Source organism: Vibrio atypicus (genome assembly GCF_009811315.1).
Taxonomy (GTDB): Bacteria; Pseudomonadota; Gammaproteobacteria; order Enterobacterales; family Vibrionaceae; genus Vibrio; species Vibrio atypicus.
The window spans coordinates 410,055-435,815 of record NZ_BLID01000001.1 but is presented as its reverse complement, the minus strand read 5'-3'; the positions used below and the strand labels follow the sequence as shown (position 1 = coordinate 435,815).

General features: G+C 46.2%; 22 protein-coding genes. 12 read left to right on the top strand and 10 right to left on the bottom strand.

What is annotated here, in order from left to right:
• Nucleotides 1-3: 3 nt before the first annotated feature.
• Nucleotides 4-546, bottom strand: coding sequence for a hypothetical protein (locus GVO60_RS01915; RefSeq protein ID WP_159650908.1), 543 nt, complete (start codon nucleotides 544-546; stop codon nucleotides 4-6).
• Nucleotides 547-673: 127 nt separating this feature from the next.
• On the opposite strand from GVO60_RS01915, the gene GVO60_RS01910 reads away from it, so the two are divergent.
• The 4 genes from GVO60_RS01910 to GVO60_RS01895 all read left to right on the top strand — a co-directional run bounded on the left by GVO60_RS01910 (nucleotide 674) and on the right by GVO60_RS01895 (nucleotide 3,134).
• Nucleotides 674-1,309: an HAD family hydrolase gene (locus GVO60_RS01910; RefSeq protein WP_159650907.1), complete on the top strand. Its 636-nt coding sequence runs from the start codon at nucleotides 674-676 to the stop codon at nucleotides 1,307-1,309.
• 66 nt (nucleotides 1,310-1,375) lie between these two features.
• Nucleotides 1,376-2,173 carry a nucleotidyltransferase domain-containing protein gene (locus GVO60_RS01905; RefSeq protein ID WP_225874886.1) on the top strand — a complete coding sequence of 266 codons (798 nt, stop codon included), beginning with the start codon at nucleotides 1,376-1,378 and terminating at the stop codon, nucleotides 2,171-2,173.
• 19 nt (nucleotides 2,174-2,192) lie between these two features.
• Nucleotides 2,193-2,792, top strand: a complete 600-nt coding sequence (locus tag GVO60_RS01900; RefSeq protein WP_159650906.1) for an HAD family hydrolase — start codon at nucleotides 2,193-2,195, stop codon at nucleotides 2,790-2,792.
• 18 nt (nucleotides 2,793-2,810) lie between these two features.
• Nucleotides 2,811-3,134, top strand: a complete 324-nt coding sequence (locus tag GVO60_RS01895; protein WP_159650905.1) for a YqfO family protein — start codon at nucleotides 2,811-2,813, stop codon at nucleotides 3,132-3,134.
• A gap of 48 nt (nucleotides 3,135-3,182) precedes the next feature.
• Here the strand turns inward: GVO60_RS01895 and fdhF are convergent, their stop codons facing one another.
• Entirely contained in the window at nucleotides 3,183-7,391 is a 4,209-nt protein-coding gene (fdhF, locus tag GVO60_RS01890; RefSeq protein ID WP_159650904.1) for a formate dehydrogenase subunit alpha, read from the bottom strand.
• A gap of 341 nt (nucleotides 7,392-7,732) precedes the next feature.
• Here fdhF and napG point away from each other — a divergent pair, with 341 nt between their 5' ends.
• From napG to GVO60_RS01855, 7 genes are all read left to right on the top strand, one after another.
• Nucleotides 7,733-8,494, top strand: a complete 762-nt coding sequence (gene napG, locus GVO60_RS01885; protein ID WP_159650903.1) for a ferredoxin-type protein NapG — start codon at nucleotides 7,733-7,735, stop codon at nucleotides 8,492-8,494.
• Nucleotides 8,494-9,351, top strand: coding sequence for a quinol dehydrogenase ferredoxin subunit NapH (gene napH / locus GVO60_RS01880; protein ID WP_159650902.1), 858 nt, complete (start codon nucleotides 8,494-8,496; stop codon nucleotides 9,349-9,351). Before napG ends, napH begins: the two co-directional genes overlap by 1 nt.
• Before the next feature lie 89 nt (nucleotides 9,352-9,440).
• Complete coding sequence (locus GVO60_RS01875; RefSeq protein ID WP_159650901.1) at nucleotides 9,441-10,340, top strand: Fe(3+) dicitrate ABC transporter substrate-binding protein; 900 nt, start codon at nucleotides 9,441-9,443, stop codon at nucleotides 10,338-10,340.
• A 2-nt stretch (nucleotides 10,341-10,342) separates the two neighbouring features.
• A complete protein-coding gene (locus tag GVO60_RS01870; protein ID WP_159650900.1) occupies nucleotides 10,343-11,335 on the top strand; it encodes a FecCD family ABC transporter permease in 993 nt (330 codons plus the stop codon).
• The gene (locus tag GVO60_RS01865) at nucleotides 11,332-12,303 is read left to right on the top strand and encodes a FecCD family ABC transporter permease (protein WP_159650899.1); all 972 of its coding nucleotides are present in this window, start codon (nucleotides 11,332-11,334) and stop codon (nucleotides 12,301-12,303) included. Before GVO60_RS01870 ends, GVO60_RS01865 begins: the two co-directional genes overlap by 4 nt.
• Complete coding sequence (gene fecE, locus GVO60_RS01860; RefSeq protein ID WP_159650898.1) at nucleotides 12,300-13,064, top strand: Fe(3+) dicitrate ABC transporter ATP-binding protein FecE; 765 nt, start codon at nucleotides 12,300-12,302, stop codon at nucleotides 13,062-13,064. The genes GVO60_RS01865 and fecE overlap by 4 nt, the downstream gene beginning before the upstream one ends.
• 312 nt (nucleotides 13,065-13,376) lie before the next feature.
• Nucleotides 13,377-14,951 (top strand): ATP-binding cassette domain-containing protein, encoded by a 1,575-nt coding sequence (locus tag GVO60_RS01855; RefSeq protein WP_159650897.1) that lies wholly within the window; start codon nucleotides 13,377-13,379, stop codon nucleotides 14,949-14,951.
• 51 nt (nucleotides 14,952-15,002) lie between these two features.
• Here the strand turns inward: GVO60_RS01855 and GVO60_RS01850 are convergent, their stop codons facing one another.
• Together GVO60_RS01850 and GVO60_RS01845 are read right to left on the bottom strand one after the other, a co-directional pair.
• Nucleotides 15,003-15,881 (bottom strand): 6-pyruvoyl trahydropterin synthase family protein, encoded by an 879-nt coding sequence (locus GVO60_RS01850; RefSeq protein WP_159650896.1) that lies wholly within the window; start codon nucleotides 15,879-15,881, stop codon nucleotides 15,003-15,005.
• Nucleotides 15,882-16,148: 267 nt separating this feature from the next.
• Nucleotides 16,149-16,973, bottom strand: coding sequence for an AraC family transcriptional regulator (locus tag GVO60_RS01845; RefSeq protein WP_159650895.1), 825 nt, complete (start codon nucleotides 16,971-16,973; stop codon nucleotides 16,149-16,151).
• A gap of 107 nt (nucleotides 16,974-17,080) precedes the next feature.
• Between GVO60_RS01845 and GVO60_RS01840 the strand changes: the two genes are divergently transcribed.
• Nucleotides 17,081-17,557, top strand: a complete 477-nt coding sequence (locus tag GVO60_RS01840) for a YHS domain-containing (seleno)protein (protein ID WP_159650894.1) — start codon at nucleotides 17,081-17,083, stop codon at nucleotides 17,555-17,557.
• 112 nt (nucleotides 17,558-17,669) lie between these two features.
• On the opposite strand, the gene copI is transcribed toward GVO60_RS01840, so the two are convergent.
• The 6 genes from copI to GVO60_RS01810 all read right to left on the bottom strand — a co-directional run bounded on the left by copI (nucleotide 17,670) and on the right by GVO60_RS01810 (nucleotide 25,462).
• Entirely contained in the window at nucleotides 17,670-18,221 is a 552-nt protein-coding gene (copI, locus tag GVO60_RS01835) for a copper-resistant cuproprotein CopI (RefSeq protein WP_159650893.1), read from the bottom strand.
• A gap of 71 nt (nucleotides 18,222-18,292) precedes the next feature.
• Entirely contained in the window at nucleotides 18,293-21,412 is a 3,120-nt protein-coding gene (locus GVO60_RS01830; protein ID WP_159650892.1) for an efflux RND transporter permease subunit, read from the bottom strand.
• 2 nt (nucleotides 21,413-21,414) lie between these two features.
• Nucleotides 21,415-23,121, bottom strand: a complete 1,707-nt coding sequence (locus tag GVO60_RS01825; RefSeq protein ID WP_159650891.1) for an efflux RND transporter periplasmic adaptor subunit — start codon at nucleotides 23,119-23,121, stop codon at nucleotides 21,415-21,417.
• An 8-nt stretch (nucleotides 23,122-23,129) separates the two neighbouring features.
• Complete coding sequence (locus GVO60_RS01820) at nucleotides 23,130-24,494, bottom strand: TolC family protein (protein ID WP_162596522.1); 1,365 nt, start codon at nucleotides 24,492-24,494, stop codon at nucleotides 23,130-23,132.
• A gap of 70 nt (nucleotides 24,495-24,564) precedes the next feature.
• Nucleotides 24,565-24,966, bottom strand: a complete 402-nt coding sequence (locus tag GVO60_RS01815; RefSeq protein ID WP_159650890.1) for a hypothetical protein — start codon at nucleotides 24,964-24,966, stop codon at nucleotides 24,565-24,567.
• Between the two features lie 61 nt (nucleotides 24,967-25,027).
• Nucleotides 25,028-25,462, bottom strand: coding sequence for an acyl-CoA thioesterase (locus tag GVO60_RS01810; RefSeq protein WP_159650889.1), 435 nt, complete (start codon nucleotides 25,460-25,462; stop codon nucleotides 25,028-25,030).
• Nucleotides 25,463-25,761 lie beyond the last annotated feature (299 nt).

Genomic DNA, 25,761 nt, shown 5'->3' with positions numbered 1-25,761 from the left:
ATACTAGTATTGCTCTCTAAAACTCCAACCTGCAAAGTTTGGGTCACTCTTGATTCCAGCTTTAATACCCGTTTCTTCTATATCTGGCGAATCATAGGTTAGATAAGAGGAGAAACTCCCATCGTTATAAGACTTGCCGTAATAAGAATAACGCATAACGGTTATTTTATTCGCCTCTATGGTTTCTCCATGCGAATAGGAACTATCTAAAAATTGTTCACCATCATTGAAATAGCGTTGGGCCTGAGAATAACAGCGCATATTCTTAATGACGTAGTACCCTGGTTTGATATCAGTGAAGAGTGCATATGATTCACGCTGTTTGGGCATAAATTCAAGTTCGACTGGCGTTTCACTGTATTCCCCTCCGCTTATCATTTCATACATGGAGACCACAATTTTCCGGCATGGATGGTGCGCGCCATTATTGTCTACGTCTGTACCTATAAGGATTCCGCCATTTCCATTTACTGGAGTGAGAGGGTAAGAGGCGCACCCACCGAGAATAGGAAGCAGTATTGATAGGGTGACTAGTTTTAATTTCATAGATGATCTTATGCATGAGTTGAGTAGGTTGATCATATCAATTTTGTATCATTTATCTTTGCAATCAATGTGTTGATTTTATATATCTGTGGTTTATTTCAAAATTTAGACATATATGGAGTGCTGAGTGAACCAATACCAAGCTTATTTGTTCGATATGGATGGGACGTTGGTCAATTCCGAACCGTTAAAAGGATTAGCGCTTGCAAAGGCCTGCCAAGATTATGGCTCTGATGTAGAGAGCCATATCTATAAAGACGTCATGGGGGAGAGCTGGCCTGTGGTTACTGGTCACTTCTTTAAGCATGCCGCGATATCCCCTGATTTGACTGAATTTAATGCACATTTTCGCACTCACTATGAAGCTTTGCTGACGAGTGAATTACAGCTCAATGATGGCGCGAAGGCCTATTTGATTCACTTAAAATCGGAGGGAAAAGTGTGTGGCGTAGTCAGCTCTGCAGCAACTTGGATGGTAGATAATATCTTAACTGCGCTTAACCTCACTGAATTGTTCGATGTTGTCATTACGCAAGAAGACGTAAGCAAACATAAACCGGATCCAGAGGCCTACTATCTTGCTTTGCAGAAATTGGATTTATCCCCGGAGACAACGCTTATTTTTGAAGACTCAGCAGCTGGCGTTTCTGCGGGCGTACTTACCGGTTGCGATGTCGTTGCGATTAAGCACGATTTCAATGGTAAAAACGATCTCAGCCAATCAAAGCGACTCATCGAAAGTTATGCTGAGATGATGACTTAAAGACGTTTCATGGACGAGTTATCTATGGCATGTTAACTCAATGGTCAAAGAATTGGAGTTAGGAAATTGGACGATAAGGATATTAAACGTAGCTCTGGGGCGGGCTTAGACAACCAAGGCTACATCGACAATCCCTATTCAGTGACAAACATACAAGCGCCGTATCAACCCCTAGTTGATACGGTATTAGCTGCATTACTGTTGGAATTTCCTAACCAAATACACAGTATCTATTTGTATGGCAGTGTGCCACGAGGGAATGCGATCCCCTACCGCTCTGATTTGGATCTATCGGTGGTCTTTCATCAGCCTTTAACCCCTGATGCTGCAAAGCGTCTGACACAGTTATCTGAAACGTTAGCTTTGCAGTTTCCTGTTGTAAGCAAAATAGATTTTGACCCGGGACATGTTCAAGAAGTGATGCGTGAACAAGAGGAGTATCGTTGGCAGTTCTGGCTCAAACATTGTTGCTGCTGTGTATGGGGGGATGATCTTGCGCTCAACTTTCGCCGATACAAACCCAATGTTCAGATTGCTTGGCAACTCAACGAAGACTTACCTTCAGTGTTAGACAAGGTACGCAGGGCGCTGGATGATGGACTTGGCAAAGCTGAATCAAAAGTGATGGCAAAGAAATTGCTTCGAAGCGCTTACTTGCTTGTTGCTGAAAAGGATGGGAGTTGGTTGTATGAACTGAGTTCGATGGCAGAAGTCGTCAGTCAGTTTTACCCTGATGATGTCACATCGATTGAATTAACCCTCGCTCTTGCCAAAGGAGAGGAAAAAAATGTGCAATGTATCATCGAGTTAATAGAGGGATTTGGTTATAAAGTGATAAAGGACTTACAAGCGATAAATACCTAGCGATCACAGGAGGTGAGAGGTGAAGAGCATAATTCTAATCGATTTTGATGGGGTAATTCGCCAATGGCCTGGCAATGAAGTGAATCAAGCTGAGGCGCTGCTTGGTATTACTCAGGGCGCACTCTATTCATGCGCATTTTCCAATGAACTGCTTAGTTTGGCTGTTTGTGGGGAAATCACCCATCAACAGTGGTGTGATAAAGTGACAGAGCAGCTGGCTCGAAGTTGGAATCGTGATGCGGCCGTTCAGCTTGTTAAGATTTGGAACCAAGCTCGTTGGGATATTGATTGGGCCTTGCTTGAAGGCATTCGAAATCATTCGCCAGATGGGAAAATTGTGCTGGTGACAAACGGCACTTCTCGACTGGAAGAAGATCTTACCGCATCAAAACTGGATGGCCATTTTGATCTCGTCGTCAGCTCTTCGCATATAGGTGTTGCTAAACCAGATCGGCTGTTTTTTGAAATTGCTCTGCAACTGGCGGGTGGTTGCCCTCATAACGCTATTTTTATTGATGACAGTGCGACCAATGTGTCGGCGGCAAAGGCGATGGGCATAGACAGCATTGCGCACATTAACCGCGATGAAACCTTGGCATTCGTTCGAGACAATTATTGATATATTTTACGAGGAACAATGGAATACAAGTTAGAGATCTATACACCGGAAGAGTATGTGACGCCAATTCGTGATGTATTAAATGCCGTCGGGGCAGGAGTGGTTGGTGACTACGATAGTGTGGTGTCAGTGGTAAAGATTTCAGGCTTTTGGCGGCCAACAGAGAAAGCTAACCCAGCCACGGGAGAAGTAGGAAAGATCAACTTTGGCGAAGAGGTGAGAGTTGATGTCCGTTGCCGAAAAGAGTTGGTTCGCCAAGCGATGGCAGCCGTTAGGGAGATTCATCCCTACGAAGAATTGGCCATTAACGTGATACCGTTAGCCAATCATGAGTTTGAATAAAAAGAGCCGACGAAAATGTCGGCTCTTTGCTTATATGTCTAATCTACATTAGTGGCTTAACTCAGCTTCGAGTCGTTCCACCTTCACCGCCGCCACTTTAAACTCAGGGATCTTAGCGTGAGGATCCGTCGCGGTTGTTGTTAGTCGATTGACAGGAGATTCAACAAAGTGGAATGGAATAAAAATCACCCCTTGCTGAATACGCTTAGTCACGAACGCGTCTATCTCAATCGCACCTCGGCGAGTTGATACTTTCAAGCGCTGCCCATTGGAGATACCAAGAGCCTCAGCATCTTGCACGCTGATCATGGCTCTAGGTCCAGCTAAGTTATCGAGGCCCTTGGTTTTGCGTGTCATGGTTCCGGTATGGAATTGCTCTAAGACACGGCCAGTTGTGAGCACTAACGGGTACTCTTCATCAGGCAACTCTGCAGCGTAGCGAAATGGCACGCCAACCATCTGCCCTTTGCCGCGTGTGAACTGAGTTTGGTGCATGATGCGCGTACCATTTGGGTTGTTCTTGTTACTTGGCCATTGAACCCCTTCTGGCGTAATCGCTTCCCATCGCAACCCTGCATACTGAGGTGTCACACGAGCAATTTCACTGGTGATGTCAGACACTTGTTGGTAGTGCCAGTCGCCACCCATTGCGTTGGCGATTTGTTGAATGATCCACCAGTCCTCTTTAGCCTCACCTGGAGGTGTTACAGCTGCATTGATTCGCTGAACTCTTCGTTCTGTATTGGTGAAATGACCCGATTTTTCCGCAAACGAACATGATGGCAATACAACATCGGCGTATTGAGCCGTTTCTGTTAAGAAGATGTCTTGCACTACCAAGAAATCGAGCGTTTCTAAACCTTCTATAACGTGCGCTTGGTTCGGGTCACTCAACACCGGGTTTTCGCCCATGATGTATAGACCACGAACGTCACGCTGGCATGCACCGTCGATAATCTCGGTTAGGGTGAGGCCTGGTTCTGTTGGTAGGTTTGGTGCATCCCATTCAATGGCAAACTTCTGACGTATCATTGGGTTGTATACCTTTTGATAGCCAGGGTAGTTGTTTGGCAGCGCTCCCATGTCACAGGCGCCTTGCACATTGGATTGACCGCGAAGTGGGTTGATACCGCCACCTTCAATACCGATGTTGCCACACAGTAATTGCAGGTTAGCAATAGAACGCACGTTGTCATGGCCAGTGGTGTGCTGGGTAATCCCCATTGAGTAATAGACTGCAGTGCGTTCTGCGGTCCCTATCATACGTGCCATGGCAAAGATATCTTCACCACTAACACCTGTAACGAGCTCGACTTTTTCCAGTGCGTAGGCAGGGGACATCACTTCTTGTAGTAGCGTGTCAAAACCATCGACACGTTCTTCGATGTACTCTTGATCATACCAACCATTCTTAATGATCTGCTGCATAATGCCATTGAGTAGCATCACGTCCGTTCCTGGGCGATGCGCTAGGTATAGCTCAGCATGTTCAGCCATATCGATGCGTTTTGGATCGGCAACAATTAAGCGAGCACCATGGTGGCGAATCGCTTGTTTGATATGTGAACCAATGATTGGGTGCGCTGAGGTGGTATCAGAGCCGATGATAAAAATAACATCTGAGTGTTTGATGCTCGGAATATCATTGGTCATCGCTCCGCTACCGAGTGAGGCTTCAAGCCCCGTTACACTGGATGCGTGACAAAGCCTTGCACAGTGGTCGATGTTATTGGTACCTAGCTCACGGCGGATAAATTTCTGGAATGCATAGTTGTCTTCGTTGGTGGTTTTGGCTGAAGAGAAACCGGCCAATGCATTGCCACCGAAATCTTGTTTGATGGCTGTAAACTTCTTGGCGATCAGCGCAATGGCCTCATCCCAACTAGCAGGCTGTAACCAACCATCTTTACGAATGAGAGGTGTGGTTAGCCGCGCATCATCATTGATGAAGTCAAACCCAAAGCGACCTTTCACACACAGCATGCCTTCATTGACAGGGGAGTTTGCACCTGTCACATGCATGATTCTATTGTTTGCTTCATCTACATGCATGGTTAATTTGCAGCCTACCCCACAGTAGGTACAAATCGTATCAACCTGTTTGAGTTGTTCTTCACGACCTTGCGAGCGGTCCCGACTATCTACCATAGCGCCGGTTGGACAAGCTTGGACACACGCACCGCACTGAACGCAGTTAGAATCTCCCATAAGCATACGACCATTACGACTAGAGCCAAAGTGTGGCCTGTCATCAGGTCTTAAAGCTGGTCGACCATTTTGGTCATGAACAAAGTTTAAAATGCCATGAACAGCTTGCTCGCTACAGGCTTGAATACATTGGCCGCAACTGATGCAGCGGTTGGCATCAAATTCGATAAACTCTGAGCTGCGATCAACGCTGAATTTATGACGAGCATCTTTGCCGCGCAAATTGAGCCAGTCTTCATGAGACTTCACATTAATGGATAGGTCAAAGCTCTGCTCAGCCTCGTACTCAGTGGAGTAGTCACGAAGGTCACAGTGAGTGTTCGCCCGACAACCACACTCAAGGCAGCGAGCGGCTTCTCGAATGGCTTCATCATTGTCGAAACCAAGCTCTACTTCATCAAAACTCTGTTCGCGCTGAGCTGGAGTCAGCTCTGGCATAATGCTGCGAGCGACCTTTTGTAGATTTTCGAAGTGTAGCGGATCAACTTGAGCCAGTTTCTGCTCTTTACGAGAATTGAACGCAGGTTTAGGCATATCTGCCATATCGCCGTTTAAAAATAGGTCTATCGCTTTAGCGGCAATTCGCCCATCACCGACAGCTTCAACTGCGGTCGCTGGGCCTCGACGAAAATCCCCAATACTAAAGATGTTTCCCGTGCCTGTATGCATGGTTTGGTCGTTCGAATCGGACGTGTTCCAGCGAGTCAGTGGAATCGACAAATCATCGTTATCTAAAAAGCTTAAGTCTGGCTTTTGTGAGACAGCGGCAATCACAGTATCAAAGGCTTGAGTAAAGTACTCAGCTGTGGCTTCAGGACGACGTCGACCAGAAGCATCAGGCGCACCTAGAGCCATACGCTCAAGGCGAATTTCTTTTACGTGACCATCTTCATCTGCAATGTTTTCTGCTGGATTGGTTAAGAATAAGAACTGAACGCCTTCATGTTCGGCCTCTTCAATTTCGTAATCCTCGGCAGGCATCTCTTCACGAGTTCGACGGTAAATAATAGTGGTGTCTGCGCCAGCTCGACGTGCAGTACGAGCACAGTCAATGGCGGTATTCCCCCCACCAATGACCGCGACTTTTTGGCCAGTGGTATAAGTCTGTTCTGTGACATAGTCTTTGAGGTAGTCGACACCAAGGTAGCAGCCACCTAAGTCACTGCCAGGGTAGTTCATCTCAACGGCCAGTGATGCCCCAACCGCAAGGCAGACCGCATCATACTCTGTACTTAATTGTGATAGTGAGAAATCAACGCCCAGTTTTTGTTCGGTTTTGACAGTCATGCCATTGCGACACATGAGTTCGATTTCTTTGTCTAAGATAGCTTTTGGTAGTCGATACTCAGGAATACCGTAACGAAGCCAGCCACCGGCCTTGGGCATCGATTCAAATACCGTCACGTCATAACCTTCATTTGATAGGTAATAACCTGCTGTTAAGCCGCCAGGACCACTGCCGACAACCGCAATGGAGAGGTTTTTATCTGCTTTTTTCTCCGGTACATATGCCTCTTGCGCTGCGAGATCTGCATCGGCTGCATGACGCTTAAGTTGGCGGATAGCAATGGACTCGTCCACGAGTGAGCGGCGGCACTCGCTTTCACAAAATGCAGGACAAACACGACCAATAGAAAGTGGCATCGGCAGAGTTCGCTTGATGACTTCAATTGCTTTCTGATGATCGTTTTGGGCAATAAAATAGAGATAAGACTGAATGTCGACACCAGCAGGACAAGCAGTTTTACAAGGCGCTTCACAATCTGCATAGTGGTCTTGCATGATTCGATTTAAAGCGTGTTTTCGATGGGCACTCAGTTGCTCTGATTGTGTAATGACGTTAAGACCATGATAGACATTGAGCTCACAAGCACGTTGAGTTCCACCACTCTCTACTTCGACCACACAAAGATCGCAGGGCACTTTTTGATTGGATTTATTTAGCCCACATAGTGAAGGAATGTCGACTCCACATACTTTAGCCGCTTCTAGTAGGGTCGAGCCCTCTTCTACAATTCGATATTTGCCATCGATTACTATTTCGATCATAAGACCCCCGCAGCGTAATTTATAAAGCCTCATATTTTATAAGGATAATGCCTAGCAAGGAAAGTTCGTGTGACAAAAAACTCAATTATTGTTTTTTTTAATCGTGCTAATCGGTTTTATGGCGTTTGTTGATTGTCTGCTTCCTTGTTAATTAACCAATATGCGCCCTCAAACAGGGGGCAGAGTTGATTCTTATCAATTGAAACTGGATACACCTCTTTAGGGGTATATAAAACCTTACAAAGTGTAATGAATATGCTTGTATATTAGTTAAGGTATATGCTTAAAGCTGGCAGTGAGTTAACGGCAAATTACATACCGCTGGTGAGAGGAAGTGAGTCATGAGTGGGTCCAATTCAAAAACATCGGAAAGTCGACGTCGCTTTCTGAGAGATGCTGCGCGAACTGCCGCTGGGGTAGGGGCTGCGGCGACAGTACTTGGTCTGCAATCAATGCAGAGTCAGGCACGAGATGGTGCGGGTGTACCCATTCGGCCACCAGGTGCACTGCCTAAAGGTGAATTCGAGAAAGCGTGCATTCGGTGTGGTTTATGTGTCCAGGCATGTCCGTATGATACGTTGAAACTGGCGACGTTACTGTCGTCGGTTGAGTCAGGAACGCCTTACTTCAATGCGAGAGACATTCCGTGTGAGATGTGTGAAGACATTCCTTGTGTCCCTGTATGTCCAACCGGGGCTTTAGACCACAATTTAACTAACATTGACGATGCTCGAATGGGGACTGCTGTACTCATTGACCATGAAAGCTGCCTGAATTGGCAAGGTTTACGCTGTGATGTCTGCTACCGAGTTTGCCCACTGATTGATGAAGCGATAACGCTAGAAAATATCCGCAACGACAGAACGGGCTATCACGCGAAATTGATTCCAACCGTTCACTCAGACAAATGCACGGGATGTGGCAAGTGTGAAGAAGCCTGTGTAACGGAAGTTGCAGCCATTAAGATCATTCCAACAGAGTTAGCGAAGGGAAAAATGGGTGCTCACTACCAACTTGGATGGGAAGAAATTACCAAACCATTAGAGAACAGTGCCCCTGAAGTACCAGCGGAAGCGTTGGAAACGTTGGGAGGTAAGTTGTAATGGCAAAGAATCTCGCAATAGATGCAGGTAAAGATGCAGTCAAACAACTCGGCTGGTGGAAAGCGCACCGCTTTCTCATTCTTCGTCGTGTTTGTCAGCTTGTTATTATCGGCTTGTTTATGGCTGGTCCAACGCTGGGCGTACTAAAAGGCAACCTTTCTTCAAGTAACTTATTTGATGTGATACCGATGAGTGACCCACTCATTATTATGCAGACATTAGCGGCGGGTCACCTTCCTGAAAGCACGGCCATAATTGGTGTTCTGGTGGTGGTTGGCTTCTACGCGATTATCAGCCCAAGGGCGTTTTGTGGCTGGGTGTGCCCATTGAATATTGTCACGGATTTTGCGGCGTTTTTGAGACGTAAACTTAACTTAAAAGCGAGCTATCGCTGGTCTTCTAAACTTCGATATTGGTTAATTCCGGTGCTGCTTGTCGGGAGTGCTCTTTCAGGAAGTGTGTTATGGGCGTGGATAGATCCGGTTGCGGCGCTTCACCGAGGCTTGGTGTTTGGGATTGGCGCTGGCTGGGTTTTAATTGGTTTGGTTTTCCTTTTGGACTTGTTATTGGTTGAGCATGGTTGGTGTGGTCACTTATGTCCACTTGGCGCAACTTATGGCGTGATTGGTAACAAGAGCTTGCTTCGAGTGTCCGCGGTTCGACGCGAAGATTGTACTAAGTGCATGGATTGTTACAACGTGTGCCCAGAGCCTGACGTATTGCGTCAGCCGCTCAAAGAAGGTGATCGCCGTGTGATGGACCAAAACTGCATTAGCTGTGGTCGATGCATCGATGTCTGTGCTGAAAAAGTGTTTGAGTTTAAAAATCGTATTCAGGTTAAGCAGATAGATTCTTAAGCAAGATTTAGCGTTATAATAAAAATGATATTGATTATCATTTAATTGTTGAATAATATCCACTCACATTATTTGCAGTGGATATTATTATGTTAAAGGGATTAATCGCTAACGTTCTGATTGTTTGTTCCGTACTATTTTCTGGTTATTCGATCGCTCAAACTGATCGTACAGTGAACGATGAACAAGGGACGTTTACCATTTCTGGAACGCCAGAGCGTATCGTTGCTTTGGAGTATTCATTCGTTGACGCATTGGCTGCGGTCGGTATTTCTCCTGTCGGAATCGCGGATGATAAGAACATTGATCGAGTGATTCCTGCCGTGCGTGAGGTGATTAAGCCGTGGACTTCTGTTGGTATGCGCTCTCAACCAAGCCTAGAAGTGATTGCTGAGCTTAAACCCGATCTGATTATCGCTGACGCAGAGCGCCATGCTGCGGTTTATCAAGACCTTTCTCGTATTGCACCTACGTTACTTCTTAAAAGCCGAGGAGAGACCTACCAAGAAAACCTCCAAGCTGCTGCTATTGTTGGTATTGCGGTAAATAAAGAGTCGCAAATGACTCAACGTATTGAGCAACACAAATCTAAAATGGCGCAATATAAGCAACAATTTTCAAACCAAGATACCATCCAATTTGCTGTCGTTACTGAAAAAGGGATGTGGATGCATGGCCCAGCTTCTTATGCGGGGGGTGTGATTACCGAACTTGGCTTGAGCAGCCCAATTCCAGAGCAGACGGAAAAAGCTTATCTACCGACAAGCTTCGAACAGCTATTAAAAACCAACCCAGACTGGTTGTTGCTTGGCCCTTACTCAGATCAAACTGTAGTAGATGAGTGGCAAACCAACCCACTGTATAAGATGCTCACTGTAAGCCAAAAATCTCAAGCGATTGAAGTATCGCCCGCCTTGTGGTCGTTAAATCGCGGCATGCTTGCGGCAGAAGGGATTGCGCAAAACCTTGAGGAAATCTTGGCTAACTAACCATGTATTACTCAACGATACGCTTTGTAATTTTGGCCGGCATTCTCATTGCCGGCTTTTGCTTTTCTATGATTGCTTGGTCGAGCTTTTCACTCTCGACGGATCACTTGTGGGGTTACCTGTTTCGCTTTGATGACTCCAGTATGGAGCAACAGATCCTCGCAACGCTAAGAGCTCCACGTGTTTATGCCAGTCTGGTTATTGGCGCTAATTTAGCCGTGGCTGGGGTTCTAATGCAAGGGTTAACACGCAATCCTCTCGCTTCTCCATCGGTGCTGGGTATTAATGCTGGCGCAGCATGTTTTATGGCGTTAGCCAGTATTGGATTTCTTCATTTGGATGCATTACCTGGCATTTTGGTTGCCGCTGTCGGCGGTTTGCTTAGTGGTGGAGTTGTTATGCTACTGGGCGGTTTTTTCTCTCCTAGACCTCACCCGATTAAACTTGTTTTAGCCGGGATTGCAGTGAATGCATTGTTGATTGGTTTAACGCGTGCATCAGTGATACTTGCTGATGATATGGCCTATAGCGTTATCTATTGGTTGTCAGGAACGGTGACCAACATTAGCTGGGAGCAGTGGCATCAGCTTTGGCCTTTTAGTTTTGCGGGTTTACTGATGGCGGGTTTGGTCGCTAAAAACCTGAATTTATTGGCGTTAGGAGAAGATGTTGCCACAGGTTTAGGCCTTAATGTAGCCATGACTCGTGTTGTTGCATGTTGTGCGATTGTATTGCTGACAGCAACCAGTGTTGCGATAGCGGGCCCGATTGGATTTGTTGGGCTGATTATTCCGCATATTGCGAGAAAGCTAGTCGGTAGCAATTTCTTATTACTGATTCCTGCTAGTGGCTTGTATGGTGCGGCTTTACTTGTGTGGGCCGATGGTTTGTCTAGATCGATTGCTTTTCCGAGTGAAACGCCAGTGGGGGTGATCACGGCCTTGATCGGGACACCTTGTTTCATCCTGCTCGCTTCTAGGAGTAAATTGTCATGATCAATTTTCGTCTTGGCAGTTTATTGCTGTCGTTAGGTTTGATTGGTTTTTTTAGTTTGTTCATTGGCGCGGTCAATTTGAGCGTAAGCGAAGTGGTTTACACTTTATTGGCAAGCAGTGAGCACGACTTCATTATTAACCAATACCGGTTGCCTCGTTTAGTCTTAGCAATTGGCGTCGGTGCGGGGTTAGGCCTGTCAGGTGCGCTAGTGCAAGGGATTATTCGCAATCCATTGGCTTCACCTGACCTGATGGGAATTAGCGCTGGAGCAGGTCTTGCGGCAACAAGCTTGCTCGTATTTCAACCGGATGCTCCTCTCTATATGCTGCCGTTATGTGCTCTGTTAGGTGGATTGTTGGCGGCAGGGATGATCATGGGCTTGGCTTACTTTACTGACCCTACACCGGCTAGGCTAGCACTTATTGGTATTGCTATTAGCGCATTTTTGACCAGCGGTATCGACTTTCTCATGATTGTAAACCCGATTGAAATCAACACCGCGATGGTGTGGTTGACCGGAAGTTTATGGGGACGAAACTGGGATCAAGTTCCCTTTATCTGGTGGACACTTGCTCTGTTACTGCCTTTGTCATTTTGGCTTGCTTGGCGACTCGATATCATGGGGCTTGGTGAAGAAACGGCAACGTCTCTCGGTATATCACCCAACAAAATGCAATTCGGTGCGTTACTTTGTGCAGTGATCCTTGCCAGTGTAAGCGTATCGGTTTGCGGTACGATCAGCTTTGTAGGTTTATTAGCCCCCCATCTCGCGCGGATGCTATTTGGTCACAATCACCGATTGTTGCTACCTGCCGCTGCTGGCTTGGGCGCCTTACTTGTTTTGATTTCTGACATGCTGGCTCGTGGATTACAGCCTCCTATTGAACTCCCTGCTGGCGTACTAACGTCATTGATTGGTGCGCCTTATTTCATCTTTCTACTACAACGCTACAAGGGTTGGTCATGATCACCACTAAGCAACTTAGTGTCGCCTATGGTGACAAAACAATTATCGAGAACCTATCCGTGTCTATTCCTAAAGGCAAAGTCACCGCTCTGATAGGGCCAAATGGTTGTGGCAAATCGACACTGCTTAAAGCGTTGTCTCGCATCAATCGAATCAAAGCGGGTGATATTTTATTGGAGAGTGAATCCATCACTTCGATAAAAGATAAGCAGTTAGCTCAAAGATTGTCACTGTTGCCTCAAACGGTCGTTAGCCCTGAAGGTATCACGGTACGAAAGTTAGTGGAGTACGGCAGAGCACCGTATGTATCACACTGGGGAAGGTTGAGCACAGAAGACAAGCTAATCGTTGAGCAAGCGATGTTAGAAACTGGCGTCGCTGAGCTTGGAGATGAAAAGATTGAATCCTTGTCTGGTGGCCAGCGTCAGCGAGCTTGGATCGCGATGATTTTGGCTCAGGACACGGAAGTGGTCATGCTTGATGAGCCAACAACCTATTTAGATCTTTCGCATCAAATTGAACTGATGAAGATGATGCGCAGTATGAACGAGCAGGGAAAGACGGTGATTGTCGTTTTGCATGATCTCAACCAAGCGTGCCGTTACTGCGACCATTTGATCGTGCTTAATCAGGGGCAAGTGGTGTCACAAGGTGCGCCTCAAAAAGTGTTTACTGAGCAGTTATTGGAAGAGGTGTTTAATTTGGATGCTGTAGTAATCAATGATCCTGTTGCTGACACACCCATGTGTATTGCTCGATAACTGCGGGTTGAAAGTCGCAGTGTTACGTGGCTTTCAATCTATTGCTTATGCGGTTGCCAGTTGATTATTTATTGCTCTATAATCACGCCATCATTTCTGTAGGAGATTACGCCAATATGAACAACTAATGCCTGTTATCCAGTTTTTTACATTGATATTCGGATTTTACAGGGTTAGTCGGCGTAGCTTCGTCAATGCTTATCGCAAGCATGATCTCTCAATTTACAATCGCATTATTGTTTCCTTTGCTTTAGCCAGGATCCATCTATCTGCCACTTGCTACGCCTAATCCTGTCTTACAGGAGGCAAGTTATGCCAGTTATACAAGCAAATAAAATCAGTCACCAATTCGAGAATGGCGAGACGTTGTTCGAGGATATTTCATGCTCTATGAGCGCAAGACGCGTTGGGTTAGTGGGTCGAAACGGCATCGGAAAATCTTATCTTGCCGATATCCTTACTAAGGAGCAAACACCGACGACAGGGTCTGTCACAGTGAGAGGGAAGGTTCTTCGCTATAGCCAGTTACCCTCTTCATTGCTTTCAAGCTCATTGACGGTGGCTCAGTTTCTTGAACAAGACAATATTCTTTATGCGTTAGCTCGTATCGAACAGGGGGAATACGATTCTCATCTGTTTGAAATTGTCGGTGAGCAGTGGGAGCTTAAACAGGCGTTAAGTACGCAATTAAAGGCGTTAGGGCTACCGGATCAAGTTGATTTTCCATGCAACAAGCTTAGCGGTGGTCAGCTCGCACGCTTACAGTTGTGGCAGCTATTTGAATCCGATGCGGATCTATTGGTTTTGGATGAGCCGTCGAATCATTTGGATCAAGAGGCAAGGCAATGGCTAGTGGCGCAAATGGCTCAGTTTGCAGGACACATCTTACTGATCAGCCATGATCGAATCTTGCTTCGTGAAATGGAGCAGATTTGGGAGTTGAGTCCACTAGGTTTGAATCAATTTGGTGGAAATTATGATTTCTACCATCAACAAAAAAGTCTTGAACGATCCGCCCTTGAACGCCAGTTGGACGCAGTCAATAGTGAGCAGAAAAGGTTAGAAGTTCAAGCGCAGAAGAACCATGAAAAAGCGCAACAAAGGGAGTCACAAGGGAATAGAATTCGTAAATCAGGCAGTCAACCTAAGATGTTACTTGATGGGGCGAAAAACAGTGCGGAAAACTCGCTGTCGAACCGGTTAAAAAATGAGAATAGCCGCCGTACGATGTTAGAGCAAAAGCAGCGGCATTTGAGTGAACGCTACGAGCAAATAAAACAGCAAAAAATCTATTTAGATAGTGGCACCAATGGGCGAGGGACGGCTATAAACATGGTTGAGGCAGTTCTACCTTTTGGTCATGCATTGGCGTTTAATTTCAAACTTGAAGCGACACAAAAATTGCATCTTTCTGGCCCGAATGGTTGTGGAAAGTCGACCTTAATGAAAGTCCTGCAGCGCCAGTTGGTATTACCGTCGGGTGAGTTACAGATCAACCGGCCGGTCTGCTATTTGGATCAGCACTTTGGTTTATTGAGTGGACAGCTCTCTATGTTGGAGAACATGTTACATCATTGCTCTGGCTTATTAGAAATCGATGCGAGAACACTGCTCGCGGGCGTAGGTTTTCGTCGTGATTCAGTGTTTCGCTTAGTCAGTCAGTTGAGTGGCGGTGAGAAAATGAAATTGGCGATGTTGATCGTCAGTCATCAACCTGAATCACCCATACTATTATTGGATGAGCCAGATAATCATTTGGATTTGGACTCAAAAATTGTGCTTGCTCAGGCGCTAAAATCTTATCAAGGCGCGTTTATTCTTGTCAGTCACGATAAGGATTTCGTTAATGAGAGTGGCGTTGAGTGTCAGTTCGAGTTTGAGGGGTAATAAGGTCACTCGGGTAGAGACATTTTGCGCTCTACCCGAGCTTAAATCGGTTTATCTAAAGGCCATTGCGCCTTTGCCGACACCTTCGTAAGCAACGATTTGTAGAGTTTGATTCTCTGCAATCGTTGGTTTTACTTCGTCAGCAATGTAGCCTGCTAAAAGCTCAACCGTTGTATCGGTGGGTAAGATTTCCGTTTCACTTTTTGCAATCGCTAATTCAAACTCACCTTGAGGCGCAGAGTAACGGAAACCAAAGTGTGTTTCGTCTGTAATGTTATGCGCATGCTCACTGAGTTGGAGTCCTGTTACTGAAGTTTGGTCTTCTTTTGAACCTAAATAGATATCTTCCCATCGCTTAGCGAATGCCGCTTCTTTTTCGCCATCACGGGCACCATCAACCAAAATTTCAATCGGTGAGCGATGCCCATGAGCGATACGTTGACAGTTACCATCATGCTTTTTAAGGCCGTGAGTGTAATGGTAAAAAGCGCCGCCGATCTGTTCGTGACGAAGTGTGATTTCTAACCCCGTTACGTTGCTTGGAAGATTGTCACGCAGGATGTGATACACATGATCGGTAATGCTCTCGATAGTGATCTCTTTTGCATCAATTAAGCAGTAGGCTTCATTTGGACAATGAAGGTGGATGCTCTTATCACCACGTAGAATATCTAGAGTGGAATAACCCGCTTTGCTTTCCTCGTGAATCACGGCAGAGCTTTGCATCGGTATCAGTAGACGATGATCGACGTGCTCATCGACAAGGTGTTTGATCTGCTTCTTAACCTTGCCAAAATCAAGCACCATGCTCATTTCATTAAGTTCACCTGATAAGGTGACATCAACAATCCAACTATCTCCCACGACTCCTCTATTTTCACAGATATAGGAAGAATCGATAACGGTAAGATCTCTTACAAATAGGTTCAAGTTGAACTCCTTACTACTTAATGAGATACGGGAGGCTGATCGAGTTTCAGCAGGCACTTCGTCTCATTGCTTAGGTTAATGAAATTGGAGCGGCAGGATGGTACATCGACTTTGCAAAGTCCACCTTTTTCATGCCTCTCTGACAAAATTGGCTCCGATCGTACACAAGTTTCGTTAAAACCCTAGCTAAGCTGCTGAAAATAGCATCAGTTTGGTATTTTGAAATAAGCGGACATCAGAATTACAGCATATCAGAAAGATTCTCATTTAGCCTGTTCGATCTTTTAACCATTGCCTCGGTGACATACCAGAAACGTGTTGAAAGGCACGTGCAAAACCAGAATAACTGCTATAACCCACTTCATCAGCGACCCAGTTTAACGGTTTGCTCTGCAGTAACAGAGATTGTGCGACTGAGATTCGCCACTTCTGCACATAATCCCCCGGTGTTTCGCCTACTTCACGTTTAAAGGTCTCCATAAATTGAGTTCGAGACATGGCGGCCATTGATGCCATCTCGGCAATCTGAAAGTGGCGCGCAGGCAGTTGATGTATTGCGGTAACCACCGGAACCAAGCGCGGGTGGGCGAGTGCTGAAAACAACCCTTGTTCGATTTTTTGCGATTCAATGAGATAGCGAAAGATCAACGCCATCAAGGTATCACTCAGCTTATCCATCATAAATTGTTGCCCTACGGATTCTTGAGCCGACTCTTGGAACAGCATTTCAATGACTGGGATTAAATTGGGCGCGCTCTCAAAGGGGATGACGATGACTTCGGGTAGAGCAGACAAAACGGGGTTCATTTGCCCCGAGCGATATTCGACACTGGCGCAGACAAGTTCAGCCCCCTCCCCAACGCCCTCAATGCTATGTGGCGTACTCTTTGGTAGATAGATGATACAAGGTTTGGTTAGCTGCTTTGGCGTGCCACGAGCACTGCCTAGTATTAAGTCGCCCGCTTTAAGCACATGAAGATGGCCGCATTGACGTTGTTGCTCTTTAAATGAAGAGATGCCACATAAGTGACCTGAATAGAAAACGCCTGTGCGTATTGAAAAGTGTTCCATCAGTTGTGACAGCAGATCCATGTTACCTCCGAACGATTCGCCTACTTTTTGGATTTTTAGTCCCTCTATAGACCGGAGAAGTCGGCTAATTTACTTCACACAAGGTTAATACAAACAAGGAGCTTGTTATGTCACATAAAAAATCACACGGTAAAAAATTAACGTTAATGGCTGCATTACTGGGAACCAGCTTTTCACTGATGGCGGCAGACATCGACATGAGTGTTGATAGTAATGATTTAGCGATTAAGGGTTATGACCCAGTGGCTTACTTTACAGATAACGGTGCACAACAAGGTAAACCAGAATTTACGGCCACTTATAAGAATGCCATTTATCAATTTGCGAGCAGTGAAAACCGAGATCAGTTTAAAGCGAATCCTGCAGCCTATGCGCCGCAATACGGTGGTTACTGTGCGTTTGGTGTAGCAATGGGTAAGAAGTTTGAAACGGACCCTCAAGCTTGGAAAATTGAAGATGGAAAGCTCTACCTTAACTTAGATAAAACCGTACAGCAGCGTTGGTTAGAGAATACACAAGGTTTCATTGTTGACGCTAACAGCAATTGGTCAACGATTAAAACGGTTGCTGCAGATAAGCTTTAATTGCCCTTTTTGTTCGCCTTTTCTCCCTCGAACAAGTCGCCTGTACCCTCAGGCGACTTTTTTTAATGAAGATAGCCTTCCTATTTGAAAACCGTTACTTCAATTGATTTAACTACAGGGTGATTTTTTTCACCATTCCTGCTTCAGCATGCCCTGGAATGTTGCAAGCAAACTCGACGTTGTTATCACCATGGAAATGCCAAAGTAGCTGTTTTGCTTTACCTGGTTTTACGGTAACACTACTGCCTGAATCATGTGCGTGGTTACCCATGTTTTTCATCATTTCACGGTGTTTTAGCTGCTCTTCTTTTGAACCGATTGAGAACTCATGATCAATCTTACCAACGTTCATCACAACAAACTGAACTACGTCATTTGGCTCGATATCGACCTCTTTTTTGAAGTTGATTTTCATGTCATCGGTCAAGGTAACGTGAACTACCTTGTCTGGTTTCGCGCCTTTAGCTGGCATGCCAACTGCTGACATACCTTCCATATTCATCATGCCAGAATGGTCCATTTTGCTGTGGTCCATTTTCATGTCTGCGTGATTCATATTGCCGTGGTCCATGTTTGCATGATCCATCTTAGAGTGATCTATGGCATCTGCCATAACGCCTGTGCTGAACATTGCAATTGCTAGAGTGATGAGTGTTTTTTTCATGGTTTATTCCTCTTTGAATTCAGTGGTTCGTGCGCCGCGTTTTTACTGATACGACACACGAATCGTGTTAATTAGCGAACTTCGCGTTGTTTCCATAATTTAAAAATGGCTGGGAGTACGAGTAGGGTAAGCAGTAGCGCAGAAGCCATGCCCCCAATCATTGGCGCAGCGATACGTTGCATCACTTCAGAGCCTGTACCATCGCCGTACATAATCGGGATGAGACCAATAATCACGGTGAGAACTGTCATCATCACAGGGCGAACGCGCAGCCCTGCACCTTCACGAATCGCTTCTGTCAGGTCTTGCTCGGTGATGGATTTTTTGTCTTCCTCTGCGTGAAGCTTTTTGTAATGCCAAGCTTGGTTGAGGTAGACCAGCATGATGACGCCAATTTCTACCGCAACACCAGCGAGCGCAATGAAGCCGACTCCAACGGCTATTGAGAAGTTGTATCCTAGGTAGTGCATCAGCCATAAACCGCCGACCATCGCGAGGGGCAGCGTCATCATAATGATCATAACTTCACCCACTCGGCGGAAGCTGAAGTAGAGCAGTAGCATGATGATGGCAATGGTGATTGGAACGACTACGCTTAAACGCTCTTTAGCGCGCTCCATGTATTCGTATTGACCAGACCAAGCCAATGAGTAACCCGCCGGAAGTTGGAGCTGCTCTGCAACCGTACTTTGTGCTTCAACAACGTATGAACCCAAATCTCGACCATCGATGTCAACAAACACCCAGCCATTAGGACGCGCGTTTTCCGTTTTGATCATCGGTGGGCCATCTTCGTAGCGGATATCCGCGACATCGGCCAAGGCGATACGCGCTCCATTTGGTGTCACAAGCGGCAGGTTCTGCAGTTTCACTACCGAGTCACGGTAGTCTTGCGGATAGCGGACATTAATCGGGTAGCGTTCAAGCCCTTCGACGGTCTCACCGACATTCATCCCACCCACAGCCGTTGATATGACTTGTTGTACTTCCTTGATGCTTAAGCCATAACGAGCCGCTGAACGGCGTTTAATATCGATAGTGACATAACGACCACCGGCCACACGCTCGGCATACACGGATGCGGTGCCCGAGATGTTATTAAGGATAGGCTCCAAGTCTGCCCCTATCTGCTCGATCACTTTTAGATCTGGTCCGGCAATCTTGATACCGATAGGTGTTTTGATACCTGTCGCGAGCATGTCGATACGTGTTTTTATCGGCATCACCCAAGCATTGGTTAACCCTGGGAACTGAACGAGATCATCAAACTCCTTGCGTAATGATTCTGTCGTCACACCTTCACGCCATTCATCTCGTGGTTTCAGTTGGATCACGGTTTCAATCATCGTAAGTGGCGCAGGGTCGGTTGCTGTTTCTGCGCGGCCAATCTTGCCCCAAACCGTCTCTACTTCAGGCACCGTTTTGATCAGTTTATTGGTTTGCTGTAACAGCTCACGCGCTTTACCAATTGAAATACCAGGGTAGGTCGTCGGCATGTACATCAGGTCGCCTTCATCCAGTGGTGGAATAAACTCACTACCTAGTTTGCTGGTTGGGTAATACGCGGAAGCCATTAAACCAATCGCCAGCACGATCATGGTTTTCGGAAAGCGTAAGCTGAGGTTTAGCAACGGGCGGTATAGCGCGACCAATCCTTTGTTGACTGGGTTTTTATGCTCTGGGAGCACCTTGCCACGGATAAAGTAACCCATCAGAACAGGCACGAGCGTTATCGCTAGACCTGCGGCTGCGGCCATTGCATAAGTTTTGGTAAAGGCGAGCGGGGAGAACATCTTGCCTTCTTGGCCTTCCAGAGCAAACACGGGCACGAAGCTTAACGTAATGATAAGCAGTGAGAAGAACAGCGGAGCGCCGACCTCTTCCGCCGCTTTTTCGATCACTTGCCAACGGTTTTTATCCGTTAGAGGTGTTCGTTCAATATGCTTATGCACGTTTTCGATCATGACTATTGCGCCATCGACCATGGCACCAATCGCGATGGCGATGCCACCCAATGACATGATGTTGGCGTTAATACCTTGCCAGTGCATGACGATAAATGCGGATAGAATCCCGACAGGCAAGCTAAGCGCAATCACCAGTGATGAGCGAATATGGAACAAGAATAGGGCACAAACCACCGCAACAACGATGAACTCTTCTGCCAGTTTCTTCCATAGGTTTTCTACTGCGGCATCAATCAATGTTGAACGGTCGTAGGTTGCGACAATCTCGACGCCATCTGGCAGGCTTCGCTGTAGCTCGGCAAGCTTGGTTTTTACGTTCTCGATCACTTCACTGGCGTTTTCGCCAAATCGCATTACGATGACGCCGCCGACCGCTTCGCCTTCGCCGTTGAATTCAGAGATTCCGCGACGCATCTGTGGGCCAAGGTTGATGTCAGCGATATCACCGAGTAAAAGTGGCGTACCTTTGCTGGTGACTTTAAGCGGCAGGGACTTAATGTCTTCAATGCTGCTTAAGTAGCCTGTGGTGCGAACCATGTGCTCTGCTTCAGCCACTTCAATGACCGATGCGCCAGTCTCTTGGTTACCGTTCTGAATCGCCATGTTGACTTGTTGTAGTGTTAAGTCGTAAGCGCGCAGCTTGGCTGGATCGATCTGCACTTGATACTGCTTAACCATACCGCCAACCGTGGCCACTTCCGAAACGCCCGCAACGGTTTGTAACTCATACTTCAAGAACCAGTCTTGTAAGCTACGCAGCTCGGCTAAATCATGTTGCCCAGTTTTATCTTGTAGAACATAGCTGTAGACCCAGCCTACACCCGTGGCATCAGGCCCGAGTGTTGGTTTGGCGCTAGGTGGCAACTTAGGTGCCACTTGGCTTAAGTATTCGAGTACTCGAGAGCGAGCCCAATACATGTCGGTATCATCGTTGAAAATGATGTAGACATAGGAGTCGCCAAAGAACGAATATCCTCGTACGGTTTCTGCACCCGGCACGGCTAGCATGGCAGTCGTCAGTGGGTAAGTAACTTGGTCTTCAACTACTTGCGGCGCTTGACCTGGGTAGCTGGTTTTAATGATAACCTGAACGTCTGACAGATCTGGTATCGCATCAACAGGGGTATTCTTTACACTGTAAAGACCACCTAGCACTAGAGCGAGAGTGGTAATTAGGACTAAGAATCGATTGTTAATCGACCAACGAATGATTGCACTGATCATAGTTAGCCCTCTACCGATTCAAGTTGTTTCAATTGGTATTCAGAGCCCTGTTTTTCAATTAGAAACCGAACCTTTTGCCCTTCTTCATAACCTGACAAGTTAACCTCTTCGCCGACGGAGAAGTTCATTTCTCCCGCTTGCCAGTTCCATTCCGCGACAGGTAAATGTTTGAGAGTGATCATGCCAAAATCAGCCATCAACATCGTGATGTCGCCTGTCACCCACACTTCGGCAGCAACGACGCTGTCGTCTGCTTTGAAATCGACAACTTCATACTGACCGGTTTCGGTTTTTTGCATTTCAAACTCAATCGCTTGTCCTCTCTTAAGGTCGTTCATATCGACGTTGTCAGCGAGGTTAAAGTTCATCACCATGCCCGGCCAATTCCACTCTGGAACCGGTTGGTGGTTGATGGTCAGCATGCGGTGGTCGGCCATGACATCAGTGATTTCACCTTTCGCCCAGACGGTTTCTGCTGGTGGTTCGATACCGTTGATACGAGAAAGATCTGCGGATTGGCTAGATTCCGAATCGAGCATAAAGTGAGCGGAAGTAACGACTTTGTCTTCTAGGTTTAAGCCTTGAAGAACTTCAATGCGATCGCCTGCTTCACGGCCTACTTCAATGCGCGCTGAGCGGTATTTACCTTCCCCTTCAGCAAGCACAACACGGGTCATGCCCCCTGAACGAATCACGGACGATTTGGCGATAGTAAGTACAGACTCATCACTGACAGGTTGCAGTGCAATGTTGGCAAACATGTTTGGTTTGAGCTCACCATTTGGGTTAGGGAACTTCAAACGAACGCGTAAAGTACGTGTTTTCGGGTCAAGAATTGGATAAACGTAGTCGATGACGCCTTGCCACTCATTCCCGGGAATCGCATCAAGCGTCATGGTTGCGTTACTGCCCGCTTTCATCCAATGGGTTTGACGTTCAAACACTTCAGCATCGACCCAAACATTGTCTAATGGACCTGCACTAATGACCGCTTGAGCAGGGGACAGGTAACCGCCTTCTCTGACATTTAATGTAGCAATGATGCCGTCAGCGGGCGCTTTAATCTCAATGGTTTGAGAAGCTTTTCCACTGCGCTTAATCTTTTTGATTTGCGCTCGGTCTACCCCTAAGGTGACTAAGCGTTCCGTTGCCCCTTTGACTAAGCCACTTCGTCCTGTGCGGTAGGCGTTGAGTAGCTCCTCTTGTGCTTTGACAAGCTCTGGAGAATAAAGGCTAAAAAGTACGTCACCTTTAGTGACTTTTTCTCCGACAGCATTGATATTGAGTTTTTCAACCCAACCCGCAACACGGACATTGGTTTGCCATAAGTGGCTCTCATCGAAAGCGATGTAACCGACTGTTTCGATACGAGGGCTAAGTGGCTCACGTATGACTTGCTCTGTTTTTACACCCAGATTGTTTTCAACTTCTGGCGATATTTTTACTGTTCCAGGTTTATCATTTTTGCCAGCAAGATCATCAGCATAGACAGGGATAAGGTCCATACCCATTGGTGACTTTCCTGGTTTATCTCTTTGATAGTTCGGATCCATCGGAGCGACCCAGTACAGAGGTTCGTTTGGATCGGCAGCACTTGCAGAAGACATTGTCGCCATATCATGGCTCGCCGAATAAAAATATTGATTGGCTCCAAAGCCAAGCGCACCACCAACTAGCAATGCAAGAGTTGCAACTTGTAATGATTTCATTGTGTTCCCTATTTATTGTTAGTGGCTAGCTGAGGCTTATTCACTTGGTATTCAAAGCCACTTAATAGCGCAGCTAGGTTACTGTTGGTGATGTTTAAATCTGTGGTTAGACGTTCTTTCTCCAGTCTCAAAGCAAGCTCATCCGTGGTGGCTGCAATCACATCGTTAAATTGTGCGGTGTTGTTTTGATAGCCACGTTCGACCGCTTTTATCCGTGCATCAGCTTGGGGGATAAGTGTGTCTTGGTATCGCGTTAGACGCTGTTGTAGGTTTTCTCTGTCGACCAATAGTGCATTCACTTTGGCGTTCATTTGAGCGAGTAGCGCGTCTTTTTGTGATTGCGCTGCGCCTACTTGGTGCTGCGCCGCCGCCAAGTTTCGATCTTGGCGATTGCCCGTGAATAGCGGAATATCCATGGTTAGGTAAGCACTCACTAAATCTGACGCTGGCTCTCCCATCATGTTGTTGGCTTGGCGGTGGGCGTACATCACTTCCACGCCAAATTGCGGAGTGTATGCTTGCTCTGCTATTTCTACTTGAGTTTGATTCGCTGCAATACTGATGTCTGCCATTTTTATCATCGGATGTTGGCTTAATCTTCGGTAATGCTGGGTCATACTTGGATCTATGATTTGATCGAGCTTACTCCAATCAATGGTGTTGCTTGCCTTGATCTTATGTGCGCTGCGAATCCATTCATCGCCGAGCCATTCGGAAAGTTGAGAGACTATTCGTCTTTGTATCTGAGTATTGGCCTGCAGTTTGTCATCTAATTTTGCGATTTGAAGCTGAGCGTTGAGTAGGTCTTGCGCTTCACTTTTACCAATCGAGTAATTGGTTTGAATAAAGCGCTCCATTTCCGTCATCAATACTTTATTTTGTTCAAGAATGTTTTGTGCAGCTTGCTGATAGCCAAGTTCTACCCAAAGCTGGGTAACGCTATTGATGATGTCGAGCTCTCGAGTCTGTACCTGAGATGCAATGCCATCTGCTTGGGTATTGGCTTTTTGCTGCTGCAGTTCTAGTGTTGAGCCGCGTTCAAATTGCTGCATCAACCCGACCGATATATTGGTCATTGGGTCTTCATCGAATTTAAAGCTATCAACGGGTAGCCCGCCAAAGCCAACTTTTACTTTGGGATCCATGAGTGTAGAAGCTGCAACGCCTGTTTCACGCATTGCTTGTGATTGAGCATAAAACTGCGAACGTGTTGCATCGTTACTAAGTGCCGAGTTAATTAGCTCAGGAAGTGTTGGTGGTACCAAGTGTTCCACAGCCACCATGTCGGTTTTGGCTGCCGCACTTAGAGACCACAGAGCCGAGCTCACTGAGAGCACAGCTATAGTTGTGATATTTTTCACATTGTAATCCATTGTTAGGTGCTATAAGCACGTAAAACTACCTCTCAGATTGGTCTACTGAGATCGAATATGTAGTAATGGATTAGGCAATAGGAGGGCGATAGAGCGAGGCTTGGCGGTAAACCGTATCACCGACAGACTCTGAATGGATCAAGGCTAAGAAAGAGGCGATGTGGACGGATTGCGCTGATGGTGTAAACAGGGCGACCGCCGATGCGCACACCGAGCCACAACAGTTGTGCGCTATATCATTTTCACCGTTACATGCGCTTTGCGACTGCGATTCCACATGAGCAGATTCATGGTGGCTATGATCGACTTTTGCTGTCATTCCACATGGAGTATAAGCTTGCATATTGGTTTGGTGAGTGTTTGAGGCCATTTGGAAGGTCATTAACGGTGCGCTGAATACAAAGCTAGACATCAGCATTGCAAGAATACTGATTAGCGTAATCCAAAATTTGCGAATGGGAGAAAAGCTCATACCGCACCAGAAAACAAATGACTGTTTTCATCATAAAGCTTTCCCCTAGGGTAAGGTCAAGTTATTCAATCGTCGTTTCTACATCGAGTATCGCTTGTTTAACTTCATCAGGGAGATTGGTTTTGGTGTTGTTTTTAAAGTCAAACATCACACACGTTGCTTTGCCTATCGTACTGACTTTGCCCAGCTTCTTACTGACGATTTGATACTCCATAGTGAAGCGGTCTTCTTGCAAATCAATAATCTTTGACCCAATGACTAAAGTATCTGGGTAAGTGATAGGTAATTTGTAGCGACAACTCGTTTCTCCAAGAACGGGACCAACTTGGCTTTGCGCGATGTTAACCAGTAGTTTGATACGTTTGAAGTATTCTAGCCTAGCACTTTCGAAGTAACGGAAATAGACAGCATTATTGACATGTTGCAGTGCGTCCATTTCTCCCCACGCGACTTGTACTTCAGTTACGACCGGAAAGCCTTTAAGTAGATCTTCCATGAATCTTCCTTGGATTGGTTTGAATTGAGTTTTTATTCTAAAGCGTTCAAGCAATGAAAGGGAGTAATTGTTAATTAAATGTGATCTCTAAGGGGTGGGAGATGAACACTGCTATTTATAAGGTGCGGCGCAGTTTGCAATTTATGAGAGCTATGACGGTTAAATGTAGGTTATTCATTTGCGCCAACGTTTGCTCTGGCTTAACATAGTTGCCATATAATATCTAACATGTTCAAAAATCTAGATATTTTATTGAATTAGGATGCAAGTTTATTCAATCGTCACTTTTAAGGATGTAA

Excerpts from the sequence above, each read along its gene's own strand:
- fdhF (WP_159650904.1), bottom strand. The coding sequence starts at position 7,391 with ATGATCGAAATAGTAATCGATGGCAAATATCGAATTGTAGAAGAGGGC.
- copI (WP_159650893.1), bottom strand. The coding sequence starts at position 18,221 with ATGAAAAAAACACTCATCACTCTAGCAATTGCAATGTTCAGCACAGGC.
- GVO60_RS01915 (WP_159650908.1), bottom strand. The coding sequence starts at position 546 with ATGAAATTAAAACTAGTCACCCTATCAATACTGCTTCCTATTCTCGGT.
- GVO60_RS01840 (WP_159650894.1), top strand. The coding sequence starts at position 17,081 with ATGTCACATAAAAAATCACACGGTAAAAAATTAACGTTAATGGCTGCA.
- GVO60_RS01895 (WP_159650905.1), top strand. The coding sequence starts at position 2,811 with ATGGAATACAAGTTAGAGATCTATACACCGGAAGAGTATGTGACGCCA.
- GVO60_RS01815 (WP_159650890.1), bottom strand. The coding sequence starts at position 24,966 with ATGAGCTTTTCTCCCATTCGCAAATTTTGGATTACGCTAATCAGTATT.
- GVO60_RS01865 (WP_159650899.1), top strand. The coding sequence starts at position 11,332 with ATGATCAATTTTCGTCTTGGCAGTTTATTGCTGTCGTTAGGTTTGATT.
- GVO60_RS01845 (WP_159650895.1), bottom strand. The coding sequence starts at position 16,973 with ATGGATCTGCTGTCACAACTGATGGAACACTTTTCAATACGCACAGGC.
- GVO60_RS01830 (WP_159650892.1), bottom strand. The coding sequence starts at position 21,412 with ATGATCAGTGCAATCATTCGTTGGTCGATTAACAATCGATTCTTAGTC.
- GVO60_RS01870 (WP_159650900.1), top strand. The coding sequence starts at position 10,343 with ATGTATTACTCAACGATACGCTTTGTAATTTTGGCCGGCATTCTCATT.
- GVO60_RS01875 (WP_159650901.1), top strand. The coding sequence starts at position 9,441 with ATGTTAAAGGGATTAATCGCTAACGTTCTGATTGTTTGTTCCGTACTA.
- fecE (WP_159650898.1), top strand. The coding sequence starts at position 12,300 with ATGATCACCACTAAGCAACTTAGTGTCGCCTATGGTGACAAAACAATT.
- GVO60_RS01820 (WP_162596522.1), bottom strand. The coding sequence starts at position 24,494 with ATGGATTACAATGTGAAAAATATCACAACTATAGCTGTGCTCTCAGTG.
- GVO60_RS01810 (WP_159650889.1), bottom strand. The coding sequence starts at position 25,462 with ATGGAAGATCTACTTAAAGGCTTTCCGGTCGTAACTGAAGTACAAGTC.
- GVO60_RS01855 (WP_159650897.1), top strand. The coding sequence starts at position 13,377 with ATGCCAGTTATACAAGCAAATAAAATCAGTCACCAATTCGAGAATGGC.
- napG (WP_159650903.1), top strand. The coding sequence starts at position 7,733 with ATGAGTGGGTCCAATTCAAAAACATCGGAAAGTCGACGTCGCTTTCTG.
- napH (WP_159650902.1), top strand. The coding sequence starts at position 8,494 with ATGGCAAAGAATCTCGCAATAGATGCAGGTAAAGATGCAGTCAAACAA.
- GVO60_RS01825 (WP_159650891.1), bottom strand. The coding sequence starts at position 23,121 with ATGAAATCATTACAAGTTGCAACTCTTGCATTGCTAGTTGGTGGTGCG.